This is a genomic window from Pseudomonas sp. MEJ086 (genome assembly GCF_030209025.1).
Classification (GTDB): Bacteria; Pseudomonadota; Gammaproteobacteria; order Pseudomonadales; family Pseudomonadaceae; genus Aquipseudomonas; species Aquipseudomonas fulva_A.
The window spans coordinates 105,882-116,892 of the sequence record NZ_JARVSV010000038.1 but is presented as its reverse complement, the minus strand read 5'-3'; the positions used below and the strand labels follow the sequence as shown (position 1 = coordinate 116,892).

The 11,011-nt window shown below is 56.1% G+C and carries 23 protein-coding genes; all 23 read left to right on the top strand.

The genetic code is table 11. The annotated features are described in order from the left end of the window. A partial coding sequence (locus QRN22_RS23235; protein WP_502945154.1) for an EF-Tu C-terminal domain-related protein occupies nt 1-278 on the top strand: 278 nt, incomplete at its 5' end. A 181-nt stretch (nt 279-459) separates the two neighbouring features. Then, entirely contained in the window at nt 460-771 is a 312-nt protein-coding gene (gene rpsJ, locus QRN22_RS23230; RefSeq protein ID WP_010486970.1) for a 30S ribosomal protein S10, read from the top strand. 82 nt (nt 772-853) lie between these two features. Continuing rightward, a complete protein-coding gene (gene rplC / locus QRN22_RS23225) occupies nt 854-1,489 on the top strand; it encodes a 50S ribosomal protein L3 (RefSeq protein ID WP_013789757.1) in 636 nt (211 codons plus the stop codon). 12 nt (nt 1,490-1,501) lie between these two features. Continuing rightward, nucleotides 1,502-2,104: a 50S ribosomal protein L4 gene (gene rplD / locus QRN22_RS23220; protein WP_042552942.1), complete on the top strand. Its 603-nt coding sequence runs from the start codon at nt 1,502-1,504 to the stop codon at nt 2,102-2,104. Beyond that, complete coding sequence (gene rplW, locus QRN22_RS23215) at nt 2,101-2,403, top strand: 50S ribosomal protein L23 (RefSeq protein WP_013789759.1); 303 nt, start codon at nt 2,101-2,103, stop codon at nt 2,401-2,403. Before rplD ends, rplW begins: the two co-directional genes overlap by 4 nt. A gap of 14 nt (nt 2,404-2,417) precedes the next feature. Further along, nucleotides 2,418-3,242, top strand: a complete 825-nt coding sequence (rplB, locus tag QRN22_RS23210) for a 50S ribosomal protein L2 (protein WP_042552941.1) — start codon at nt 2,418-2,420, stop codon at nt 3,240-3,242. A 16-nt stretch (nt 3,243-3,258) separates the two neighbouring features. Further along, nucleotides 3,259-3,534 (top strand): 30S ribosomal protein S19, encoded by a 276-nt coding sequence (rpsS, locus tag QRN22_RS23205; protein WP_013789761.1) that lies wholly within the window; start codon nt 3,259-3,261, stop codon nt 3,532-3,534. Nucleotides 3,535-3,545: 11 nt separating this feature from the next. Further along, the gene (gene rplV / locus QRN22_RS23200; protein WP_003210077.1) at nt 3,546-3,878 is read left to right on the top strand and encodes a 50S ribosomal protein L22; all 333 of its coding nucleotides are present in this window, start codon (nt 3,546-3,548) and stop codon (nt 3,876-3,878) included. Between the two features lie 13 nt (nt 3,879-3,891). After that, nucleotides 3,892-4,578: a 30S ribosomal protein S3 gene (gene rpsC, locus QRN22_RS23195; protein ID WP_042552940.1), complete on the top strand. Its 687-nt coding sequence runs from the start codon at nt 3,892-3,894 to the stop codon at nt 4,576-4,578. Between the two features lie 12 nt (nt 4,579-4,590). Then, nucleotides 4,591-5,004, top strand: coding sequence for a 50S ribosomal protein L16 (gene rplP, locus QRN22_RS23190; protein WP_042552939.1), 414 nt, complete (start codon nt 4,591-4,593; stop codon nt 5,002-5,004). After that, the gene (gene rpmC / locus QRN22_RS23185; RefSeq protein WP_002555481.1) at nt 5,004-5,195 is read left to right on the top strand and encodes a 50S ribosomal protein L29; all 192 of its coding nucleotides are present in this window, start codon (nt 5,004-5,006) and stop codon (nt 5,193-5,195) included. The genes rplP and rpmC overlap by 1 nt, the downstream gene beginning before the upstream one ends. Nucleotides 5,196-5,197: 2 nt before the next feature. Further along, nucleotides 5,198-5,464 carry a 30S ribosomal protein S17 gene (gene rpsQ / locus QRN22_RS23180; RefSeq protein ID WP_023534981.1) on the top strand — a complete coding sequence of 89 codons (267 nt, stop codon included), beginning with the start codon at nt 5,198-5,200 and terminating at the stop codon, nt 5,462-5,464. 23 nt (nt 5,465-5,487) lie between these two features. Then, a complete protein-coding gene (gene rplN, locus QRN22_RS23175) occupies nt 5,488-5,856 on the top strand; it encodes a 50S ribosomal protein L14 (RefSeq protein ID WP_002555479.1) in 369 nt (122 codons plus the stop codon). 11 nt (nt 5,857-5,867) lie between these two features. Further along, nucleotides 5,868-6,182, top strand: coding sequence for a 50S ribosomal protein L24 (gene rplX, locus QRN22_RS23170; RefSeq protein WP_042552938.1), 315 nt, complete (start codon nt 5,868-5,870; stop codon nt 6,180-6,182). Between the two features lie 19 nt (nt 6,183-6,201). After that, on the top strand, nt 6,202-6,741 hold the full coding sequence (rplE, locus tag QRN22_RS23165; protein WP_042552937.1) for a 50S ribosomal protein L5: 540 nt from the start codon (nt 6,202-6,204) through the stop codon (nt 6,739-6,741). A gap of 13 nt (nt 6,742-6,754) precedes the next feature. Beyond that, complete coding sequence (gene rpsN / locus QRN22_RS23160; RefSeq protein ID WP_042552936.1) at nt 6,755-7,060, top strand: 30S ribosomal protein S14; 306 nt, start codon at nt 6,755-6,757, stop codon at nt 7,058-7,060. Between the two features lie 184 nt (nt 7,061-7,244). After that, a complete protein-coding gene (gene rpsH / locus QRN22_RS23155; RefSeq protein WP_013789766.1) occupies nt 7,245-7,637 on the top strand; it encodes a 30S ribosomal protein S8 in 393 nt (130 codons plus the stop codon). Between the two features lie 12 nt (nt 7,638-7,649). Then, nucleotides 7,650-8,183, top strand: coding sequence for a 50S ribosomal protein L6 (rplF, locus tag QRN22_RS23150; protein ID WP_042552935.1), 534 nt, complete (start codon nt 7,650-7,652; stop codon nt 8,181-8,183). 11 nt (nt 8,184-8,194) lie between these two features. Further along, entirely contained in the window at nt 8,195-8,545 is a 351-nt protein-coding gene (gene rplR / locus QRN22_RS23145) for a 50S ribosomal protein L18 (protein WP_042552934.1), read from the top strand. 3 nt (nt 8,546-8,548) lie between these two features. After that, nucleotides 8,549-9,049, top strand: a complete 501-nt coding sequence (gene rpsE / locus QRN22_RS23140; RefSeq protein ID WP_013789768.1) for a 30S ribosomal protein S5 — start codon at nt 8,549-8,551, stop codon at nt 9,047-9,049. 2 nt (nt 9,050-9,051) lie between these two features. After that, nucleotides 9,052-9,231 (top strand): 50S ribosomal protein L30, encoded by a 180-nt coding sequence (gene rpmD / locus QRN22_RS23135; RefSeq protein ID WP_013789769.1) that lies wholly within the window; start codon nt 9,052-9,054, stop codon nt 9,229-9,231. Nucleotides 9,232-9,234: 3 nt separating this feature from the next. Then, nucleotides 9,235-9,669 (top strand): 50S ribosomal protein L15, encoded by a 435-nt coding sequence (gene rplO / locus QRN22_RS23130; protein ID WP_013789770.1) that lies wholly within the window; start codon nt 9,235-9,237, stop codon nt 9,667-9,669. Beyond that, nucleotides 9,670-10,998, top strand: coding sequence for a preprotein translocase subunit SecY (gene secY, locus QRN22_RS23125; RefSeq protein WP_042552933.1), 1,329 nt, complete (start codon nt 9,670-9,672; stop codon nt 10,996-10,998). The last annotated feature ends 13 nt before the right edge of the window (nt 10,999-11,011 follow it).

Sequence of the window (11,011 nt, the reverse complement as noted above, 5' to 3'; positions counted from 1 at the left end):
CCAAGTTCGAAGCTGAAGTGTACGTTCTGTCCAAAGAAGAAGGTGGTCGTCACACTCCGTTCTTCAAAGGCTACCGTCCTCAGTTCTACTTCCGTACCACTGACGTGACCGGTTCGTGCGAACTGCCGGAAGGCGTTGAGATGGTAATGCCGGGCGACAACATCAAAATGGTTGTCACCCTGATCAAGCCGATCGCGATGGAAGACGGCCTGCGCTTCGCAATTCGCGAAGGTGGTCGTACCGTTGGTGCTGGCGTGGTTGCCAAGATCGTCGAGTAATCGTCTGATCTGATTCAAAAAGAGCCCCCGCAATGCGGGGGCTTTTTTATGGGCGCTATCTTCATTGGTTATTTTCTAACCGGGTTGACACCCTCTAGGGTCGTCTATAGAATCACGCCTCCTTTTAACGGGCGTATTGCGCCCGTTGACAGGGACTCGCAGCTTGGAATCTGAGGTCAAAATGCAAAACCAACAAATCCGTATACGGTTGAAGGCTTTTGACCATCGCCTGATCGATCAATCAACCCAGGAAATCGTGGAAACCGCGAAACGTACTGGTGCTCAGGTGCGTGGTCCGATTCCTCTGCCAACTCGCAAAGAGCGGTTCACCGTTCTGACTTCGCCACACGTCAACAAAGACGCGCGCGATCAGTTCGAAATCCGTACTCATAAGCGCGTACTGGACATCGTCCAGCCAACGGATAAAACCGTTGATGCTCTTATGAAGCTCGATCTTGCGGCTGGCGTGGAAGTGCAGATCAGCCTCGGCTAAAACCTGGCGGTTTTAGTCGTGTAACGCTCTGAAATGGGCGGCCATAGCGGGTGAAAGCCCCGTACACTCATGAGGTTACAACATGACTATTGGTGTAGTCGGTCGTAAATGCGGCATGACCCGTATTTTCACCGAAGAAGGTGTCTCCATTCCGGTTACGGTCATCGAGATCGAACCGAATCGCGTCACCCAGTTTAAAACTGAAGAGTCCGATGGCTATCGCGCAGTGCAAGTCACTGTGGGTGAGCGTCGCGTTTCTCGTGTCAGCAAGGCTCAAGCCGGTCACTTCGCCAAGGCGAACGTCGCGGCAGGTCGTACCGTTCTGGAATTCCGTCTTGAAGAAGGCGACTACCAGGCTGGCGATCTGATCAACGCTGAAATCTTCCAAGCTGGTCAACTGGTCGACGTGACCGGTCAGTCCAAAGGTAAAGGCTTTGCCGGTACCATCAAGCGTTGGAACTTCCGCGGCCAAGACAATACCCACGGTAACTCCGTGTCCCACCGCGTTCCGGGTTCGATTGGCCAGTGCCAGACTCCGGGTCGTGTCTTCAAGGGCAAGAAAATGTCCGGTCACATGGGTGCTGAGCGCGTGACTGTGCAGTCCCTGGAAGTAGTGCGCGTGGATGCTGAACGCAACCTGCTGCTGGTCAAGGGTGCCGTTCCTGGCGCTACTGGCGGCAACCTGGTTGTACGTCCGGCTGCCAAGGCTCGCGGTTAAGGGGAAGCTGACATGCAATTAAATGTAAATGGCGCTCAAGCGATCGAAGTCTCTGATGCGACTTTCGGTGGCGACTACAACGAGACCCTGGTTCACCAAGCAGTCGTAGCCTACATGGCTGGCGGCCGTCAGGGCAGCAAACAGCAGAAGACTCGTTCCGACGTTTCCGGTGGCGGCAAGCGCCCGTGGCGTCAGAAGGGTACTGGCCGTGCGCGTGCTGGTACCACTCGTGGCCCGATCTGGCGTGGCGGTGGTGTGACCTTCGCAGCTCGTCCGCAGAACCATGATCAGAAGCTGAACAAGAAGATGTATCGCGCAGCGATCCGTTCGATTCTTGCTGAGCTGGTCCGTAGCGACCGTCTGGTAGTGGTCGAAGACTTCGCTGTCGAAGCTCCGAAAACCAAAGAACTGCTGGGCAAGCTGAACGACATGGGTCTGACTGACGTTCTGATCGTGTCCGATGCCGTTGATCAAAATCTGTACCTGGCTGCTCGCAACCTGCCACACGTCGACGTTCGTGACGTGCAGGGTTCCGATCCGGTCAGTCTGATCGCGTATGAAAAGGTGCTGGTCACCGTTTCTGCCGTGAAGAAATTCGAGGAGCTGCTGGGATGAACCAGGAACGCGTATTCAAAGTGCTGCTTGGCCCGCACATCTCCGAGAAGGCCACGACTCTGGCAGACAAGAAAAGCCAGTTCGTTTTCAAGGTTGCAACTGACGCAACCAAGCTGGAAATCAAGAAGGCCGTCGAAAGCCTGTTCAGCGTGAAGGTTCAGCATGTCACTACTCAGAACGTTCTGGGTAAGAGCAAGCGCACCGCTCGCGGTCTGGGCAAGCGTAACGACTGGAAGAAGGCGATCATCTCCCTTCAGCCAGGCCAGGATCTCGATTTCGCCACCAGCAGTGCTGAGTAAGGAAGGGGTGCATCATGGCAATCGTTAAATGCAAACCGACTTCCCCGGGCCGCCGTTTTGTGGTCAAGGTGGTCAATCAGGAGCTGCACAAAGGCGCTCCTCATGCTCCACTGCTCGAGAAGAAGTCGAAGACTGGCGGTCGTAACAACAACGGCCGTATCACTACCCGTCATATCGGTGGTGGTCACAAGCAGCACTATCGTCTGGTCGATTTCCGTCGCAACGACAAAGATGGCATTCCAGCCACTGTCGAGCGCGTTGAATATGACCCGAACCGTACCGCGCACATCGCTCTGCTGAAATATGCAGATGGTGAGCGTCGTTACATCATCGCACCGAAAGGTGTGAGCGCCGGCGATCAGCTGGTTGCTGGTTCGATGGCGCCGATCAAGGCTGGTAACAGCCTGCCGCTGCGTAACATTCCGGTTGGTTCGACCGTTCACGGTATCGAGCTGAAGCCGGGCAAAGGTGCTCAAATCGCTCGTTCCGCTGGTGCTTCGGCTCAGCTGATCGCTCGTGAAGGCGTCTACGTCACCCTGCGTCTGCGCAGCGGTGAAATGCGTAAAGTGCTGGCCGAATGCCGCGCGACCCTGGGTGAAGTCTCGAACTCCGAGCACAGCCTACGTTCGCTGGGTAAAGCTGGTGCCAAACGCTGGCGTGGCGTTCGCCCGACCGTTCGTGGTGTTGCCATGAACCCGGTCGACCACCCACACGGTGGTGGTGAAGGTCGTACCTCTGGTGGTCGTCATCCGGTGTCTCCATGGGGCTTCCCGACTAAGGGCGCGAAGACTCGTGGTAACAAACGCACCGACAACATGATCGTCCGTCGTCGCAAGTAACTAGAGGGATACGACAGTGCCACGTTCTCTGAAAAAAGGTCCTTTTATCGATCTTCACCTACTGAAGAAGGTCGAAGTGGCAGCAGAAAAGAACGATCGCAAGCCGGTGAAAACCTGGTCGCGCCGTTCGATGATTCTGCCGCAGATGGTCGGTCTGACCATCGCCGTGCATAACGGTCGTCAACACGTCCCAGTTCTCGTGAACGAAGACATGGTCGGCCACAAACTGGGCGAATTTGCCGGCACCCGTACCTATCGTGGGCACGTGGCTGACAAGAAAGCCAAGCGTTAAGGGGTAAGGAAATGGAAGTAGCCGCTAAGTTGTCGGGCGCTCGCATCTCCGCCCAGAAAGCCCGCTTGGTCGCCGACCAGATTCGCGGGAAGAAGGTGGGCGAAGCGCTCAACCTGCTGGCTTTCAGCAGTAAGAAAGCCGCTGAAATCATCAAGAAAGTGCTGGAGTCGGCTGTAGCCAACGCCGAGCACAACGAAGGCGCAGACGTTGATGACCTGAAGGTCAGCACCGTTTTCGTCAACGAGGGGCGTTCGCTTAAGCGCATCATGCCGCGTGCCAAAGGCCGCGCTGATCGCATCGTCAAGCGGTCTTGCCATATCACTGTCAAGGTTGCGGACAAGTAACGGAGTCGATCAGATGGGTCAGAAAGTACATCCCACTGGCATACGCCTGGGAATCGTCAAGGAACACACCTCCGTCTGGTATGCAGACGGCCGGACTTATGCGGACTACCTGTTCGCTGATCTGAAGGTGCGTGCATATCTCCTCGACAAACTAAAAAGCGCGTCCGTAAGCCGTGTCGACATCGCTCGCCCGGCCCAAACCGCACGCATCACCATCCACACCGCTCGTCCAGGTATCGTTATCGGGAAGAAAGGTGAGGATGTTGAGAAGCTGCGTCAGGACCTGACCAAGCAAATGGGTGTGCCTGTGCACATCAATATCGAAGAGATCCGTAAACCGGAGCTCGACGGTATGCTGGTTGCGCAGAGCGTAGCTCAGCAGCTGGAGCGTCGTGTGATGTTCCGTCGCGCCATGAAGCGCGCTGTACAGAACGCCATGCGTATTGGTGCCAAGGGCATCAAAATCCAGGTGAGCGGTCGTCTTGGTGGTGCGGAAATCGCACGTACCGAATGGTATCGCGAAGGTCGTGTGCCGTTGCACACCCTGCGTGCCGATATCGACTATGCCACGTACGAAGCGCACACCACTTATGGTGTGATCGGTGTCAAGGTTTGGATCTTCAAAGGTGAGGTCATCGGTGGCCTCAAGGAAGAACTGAAACCGCAAGCACCTGCGCCTCGTAAAAAAGCTGCTAAGTAAGGGGTACGCCACATGTTGCAACCAAAGCGTACGAAGTTCCGCAAGCAGATGACCGGCCACAACCGTGGCTTGGCTCAACGCGGTAGCAAAGTCAGCTTCGGCGAGTTCGCGCTGAAGTCTGTTGCCCGCGGTCGTCTCACCGCCCGTCAGATCGAGTCCGCTCGTCGTGCTCTGACTCGTCACGTTAAGCGTGGCGGGAAGATCTGGATTCGCGTGTTCCCTGACAAGCCTGTTACCAAGAAGCCTCTCGAAGTGCGGATGGGTAAAGGGAAGGGTAGCGTCGAGTATTGGGTAGCCCAGATCCAGCCAGGCAAAGTCCTGTATGAGATCGAAGGCGTTTCCGAAGAGTTGGCGCGTGAGGCTTTCGCCCTGGCTGCTGCAAAGCTGCCGCTCGCCACCACTTTTGTTAAGCGGACGGTGATGTGATGAAAGCGAATGAACTTCGTGAAAAATCAGCACAGCAGCTGAACGAGCAACTGCTCGGCCTGCTGCGCGACCAGTTCAATCTGCGTATGCAGAAAGCAACTGGCCAGTTGGGGCAGTCTCACCTGCTCTCGCAAGTTAAACGCGACATCGCTCGTGTGAAAACTGTGCTCAACCAGCAGGCAGGTAAGTGATCATGGCTGAAGCCGAAAAAACAGTCCGTACGCTGACCGGCCGTGTTGTCAGCGACAAGATGGACAAGACCATCACCGTTCTGATCGAGCGTCGCGTTAAGCACCCGATCTACGGTAAATATGTCAAGCGTTCGACCAAGCTGCACGCTCACGACGAAACCAATCAGTGCAAGATCGGCGACAAAGTTTCGATTACCGAAACGCGTCCGCTGGCCAAGACCAAGTCTTGGGCACTGGTTGAAGTTCTCGAACGCGCAGTGGAAGTCTAAGGGCTAGGGGTCGGAGAAATTATATGATTCAGACTCAATCCATGCTCGATGTGGCCGACAACAGTGGTGCACGCCGCGTCATGTGCATCAAGGTGCTGGGTGGCTCGCATCGCCGCTACGCTGGCATCGGCGACATCATCAAGGTCACCGTCAAAGAAGCAATTCCGCGCGGTAAAGTGAAGAAAGGTCAGGTCATGACCGCAGTGGTCGTTCGTACCCGTCACGGCGTTCGCCGTGCCGATGGTTCGATCATCCGCTTCGACGGCAACGCTGCTGTTCTGCTGAACAACAAGCAAGAGCCGATCGGTACCCGTATCTTCGGGCCAGTGACCCGTGAACTTCGTACTGAGAAGTTCATGAAGATCGTCTCGCTCGCCCCTGAAGTGCTTTAAGGAGATCCGACATGCAAAAGATTCGTCGTGACGACGAGATCATCGTGATCGCCGGCAAAGACAAAGGTAAGCGCGGTAAGGTGCTCAAGGTTCTCGCTGACGACCGTCTGGTCGTCGGTGGCATCAACCTGGTGAAGCGTCATACCAAGCCGAACCCGATGTCGGGCGTTCAAGGCGGTATCGTCGAGAAAGAAGCGCCACTGCACGCTTCCAACGTTGCCATTTTCAATGGCGAAACCAACAAGGCTGATCGCGTTGGTTTCAAAGTTGAAGACGGCAAGAAAATTCGTGTCTTCAAGTCCACCCAGAAGCCGGTTGGCGCTTGAGAATCATAGGTAAAACACCATGGCACGACTGAAAGAGATTTACCGGAAGGAAATCGCCCCCAAGCTGAAGGATGAACTGAAGCTTGGTAACGTGATGGAAGTTCCGCGCATCACCAAGATCACCCTGAACATGGGCCTGGGCGAAGCGATCGGTGACAAGAAAATCATCGAACACGCAGTTGCCGACCTCGAGAAGATCACCGGTCAGAAAGTCGTCGTGACTTATGCCCGCAAGTCGATCGCTGGTTTCAAGGTTCGTGAAGGCTGGCCGATCGGCGTCAAGGTCACTCTGCGTCGCGAGCGTATGTACGAGTTCCTGGATCGTCTGCTGTCCATCTCCCTGCCGCGCGTGCGTGACTTCCGCGGCCTGAATGCCAAGTCCTTCGATGGCCGTGGCAACTACAGCATGGGCGTGAAAGAGCAGATCATCTTCCCGGAAATCGATTACGACAAGATCGATGCGCTGCGTGGTCTGGACATCACTCTGACCACTACTGCCCGTACGGATGACGAAGGCCGCGCACTGCTGCGTGCTTTCAAATTCCCGTTCCGCAACTGATTGGAGTAGGAACATGGCCAAGACGAGCATGAAAAACCGCGAGCTGAAGCGTCAGCGCACGGTTGCCAAGTACGCCAAAAAGCGTGCTGAGCTGAAAGCTACCATCGTCAATCCGGAAACCTCTCCGGAAGCGCGTTGGGAAGCCCAGGTCGCACTGCAGAAGCAACCCCGTGATGCCAGCGCCTCGCGCCTGCGCAACCGCTGCCGTATCACTGGCCGCCCGCACGGTGTCTTCCGCAAGTTCGGTCTGTCGCGCATCAAGCTGCGTGAAGCAGCCATGCGTGGCGACGTACCAGGTCTGGTCAAGGCCAGCTGGTAAACCGCTGCGGCGTACGCCGGAGTTAGCTCCGGCGTACAAGCAATATGCATCAAGCCCCTTTTGGGGCTTGATTCATTTTTGATCAGTCTCTAGAATGCCCGGCTCGCCCGAGTCCGGATTTCCGTGAGTTCTGGTGATTCTTAGCCGAGAGGCTAATTCTTTTTGTATCAGGAGCGTCTAGCCCATGAGTATGCAGGACCCGTTAGCGGACATGCTAACTCGTATCCGTAATGCCCAGATGGCTGAAAAGTCCGTCGTAAGCATGCCTTCTTCTACCCTGAAGGTGGCTGTAGCCAAAGTTCTGAAAGACGAAGGTTATATTGCGGGTTATCAGATCAGCGGCGAAGCAAAGCCGCAGCTGTCCATCGAGCTGAAGTACTTCGAAGGCCGTCCGGTTATCGAAGAAGTCAAGCGCGTCAGCCGTCCCGGCCTTCGCCAGTACAAATCCGTCGATGATCTGCCGAAAGTTCGCGGCGGTCTCGGTGTTTCCATCGTCTCCACCAACAAAGGTGTGATGACGGACCGCGCTGCGCGCGCTGCCGGTGTCGGCGGCGAAGTGCTTTGCACTGTGTTCTAAGGGGGGATAAGCATGTCTCGCGTTGCTAAGAACCCCGTCAAGCTGCCTGCTGGTGTAGAGATCAAACTCGCCGGTCAGCAGCTTTCGGTGAAGGGTGCCAAGGGCACTCTGGAACTGAACGTTCACTCGTCCGTTGAAGTTCTGCAGGAATCCGGTGAGCTGCGTTTCGCTGCTCGCAACGGCGACCAGCAGACTCGTGCGATGGCTGGTACTACCCGTGCACTGGTTAACAACATGGTCATCGGCGTAAGCCAAGGCTTCGAGCGCAAGCTCCAGCTGGTCGGTGTTGGTTACAAGGCACAGGCCAAGGGCCAGGTCCTCAATCTGGCGTTGGGCTTCTCTCACCCTATCGACTATCAACTGCCGGAAGGCGTTGTGGCCGAAACCCCGAACCAGACCGAGATCCTTATCAAGGGTGTCGATAAGCAGCTGGTTGGTCAGGTTGCCGCGGAGATTCGTGACTTCCGCCGTCCTGAACCTTACAAGGGCAAAGGTGTTCGTTACGCTGACGAAGTCGTCCGCCGTAAAGAAGCCAAGAAGAAGTAAGGGGCTAGGAAATGACCGACAAAAAAGTTACTCGTCTGCGTCGCGCTCGCAAAGCACGCCTGAAAATGCACGAACTCGAAGCCGTGCGTCTCTGCGTGTATCGCTCTTCGCAGCACATCTATGCCCAGGTCATCTCGGCCGACGGCAGCAAGGTTCTGGCCAGCGCCTCTACCTTGGACAAAGCACTGCGTGACAGCGCCACTGGCAACGTCGACGCGGCCAAGAAAGTTGGTGAGCTGGTTGCCGAGCGCGCGAAAGCCGCTGGTGTGACTCAGGTTGCATTCGACCGTTCTGGCTTCAAGTACCACGGCCGCGTCAAGGCGCTGGCTGATGCTGCTCGTGAAGGCGGGCTGGAGTTCTAAGTTATGGCAAATAACGACCAAAAGCGCGACGAAGGCTATATCGAGAAGCTGGTTCAGGTGAACCGCGTTGCCAAGACCGTTAAAGGCGGCCGTATCTTCACCTTCACCGCGTTGACCGTGGTTGGTGATGGTAAGGGTCGTGTAGGTTTCGGCCGTGGCAAGTCCCGTGAAGTGCCGGCTGCTATCCAGAAGGCTATGGAAGCTGCTCGTCGCAACATGATCCAAGTTGATCTGAACGGCACCACTCTGCAGTACGCAATGAAGTCCGCCCATGGCGCTTCCAAGGTGTACATGCAGCCTGCTTCCGAAGGTACCGGCATCATCGCTGGTGGCGCCATGCGTGCCGTCCTGGAAGTCGCTGGTGTTCAGAACGTTCTGGCCAAGTGCTACGGCTCTACCAACCCTGTGAACGTGGTTCATGCCACTTTCAAAGGTCTGAAGGCTATGCAGTCTCCGGATTCGGTTGCAGCCAAGCGTGGCAAGAGTGTCGAGGAGATTCTCTAACCATGGCTAACACTGTCAAAGTGACTCTGATCAAGAGCACCAATGGCCGTCTGGCCAATCATAAAGCCTGCGTCAAGGGTCTCGGCCTGCGTCGCATCAATCATACCGTCGAAGTTCTGGATACTCCGGAAAACCGCGGCATGATCAACAAGGCTTATTACCTTCTCCGTGTGGAGGGTTGATCCATGTACCTGAACGATTTGAGTCCAGCGCCGGGTTCCCGCCGCGAGAAGCACCGTCCGGGCCGTGGTATCGGTAGTGGTTTGGGCAAGACCGGTGGCCGTGGCCACAAAGGTCAGACCTCCCGCTCCGGTGGCACCATTGCTCCGGGTTTCGAAGGCGGCCAGCAGCCTCTGCACCGTCGTCTTCCCAAGTTCGGTTTCGTGTCTCTGAAAGCTATGGATCGCGCAGAAGTGCGTACTTCCGAGCTGAACAAGATCGAAGGCGACGTAGTTACTCTGCAAGCGCTGAAGGATGCCAACCTGATTAATCAAAACGTACAGCGTGTGAAAGTCATGCTGTCCGGTGAGATTACTCGTGCGGTCACCCTTAAAGGTATCGCCGCCACCAAAGGTGCGCGCGCGGCTATCGAAGCAGCTGGCGGTAAGTTCGAGGAATAAATGGCTAAGCAAGGTGCTCTCTCTGCGCTGGCTGGTGGCGGGTTGTCCGAGCTCTGGGCTCGTCTGCGCTTTCTGTTCATGGCGATCATCGTCTATCGAATCGGTGCGCATATCCCAGTTCCAGGCATTAACCCGGATCGTCTAGCTGATCTGTTCCGACAGAATGAGGGGACCATTCTTAGCTTGTTCAACATGTTTTCCGGCGGCGCGCTGGAGCGGATGAGCATCTTTGCATTGGGGATCATGCCGTACATCTCGGCATCGATCATCATGCAGCTGATGACCGCCGTCAGCCCGCAGCTGGAGCAGTTGAAGAAGGAAGGTGAGGCTGGTCGTCGCAAGATCAGTCAATACACCCGCTACGGCACCTTGATCCTGGCGTTCGTCCAAGCTATCGGCATGTCCGTTGGCCTGGCGAGCCAGGGTGTAGCGTTTTCGGTCGATTTCGGCTTCCACTTCGTTGCAGTCACCACCTTCGTGGCCGGTGCGATGTTCATGATGTGGTTGGGCGAGCAAATCACCGAGCGCGGTGTTGGCAACGGTATTTCGATGCTGATTTTTGCGGGCATCGTAGCCGGTCTGCCGTCGGCGATCGGGCAGTCTTTCGAGTCTGCTCGTCAGGGCGATATCAATATCTTCGCCCTCATCGCCATCGGTTTGCTGGCAGTAGCGATTATCGGTTTCGTGGTGTTCATTGAGCGTGGCCAGCGTCGCATTGCGGTGCACTACGCCAAGCGTCAGCAGGGCCGCAAGGTCTTCGCTGCGCAGACCAGCCACTTGCCGTTGAAGGTGAACATGGCGGGCGTAATCCCGGCCATCTTCGCCAGCAGCCTTCTGTTGTTCCCGGCCTCGCTGGGTGCCTGGTTTGGTCAGTCCGAAGGTATGGGCTGGCTGCAGGATATTTCGCAGGCTATCGCTCCTGGTCAGCCGTTGAACATTTTGCTGTTTAGTGCAGGGATCGTTTTCTTCTGCTTCTTCTACACAGCGCTGATGTTCAACCCGAAAGACGTAGCGGAAAACCTGAAGAAGTCCGGTGCCTTTATTCCGGGTATCCGTCCCGGTGAGCAGTCCGCACGCTATATCGATGGCGTTCTGACTCGCTTGACCATGTTCGGTGCTCTGTACATGACGGCCGTATGCTTGTTGCCCCAGTTCCTGGTGGTGGCGGCCAACGTACCGTTCTACCTTGGCGGGACCTCGTTGCTGATCGTGGTAGTGGTTGTGATGGACTTCATGTCGCAAGTACAATCGCACCTCGTTTCGCACCAGTACGAATCCCTGATGAAGAAAGCCAACCTGAAGGGCTACGGCAGCGGCATGCTCCGCTGAAGTGTCCATAAGG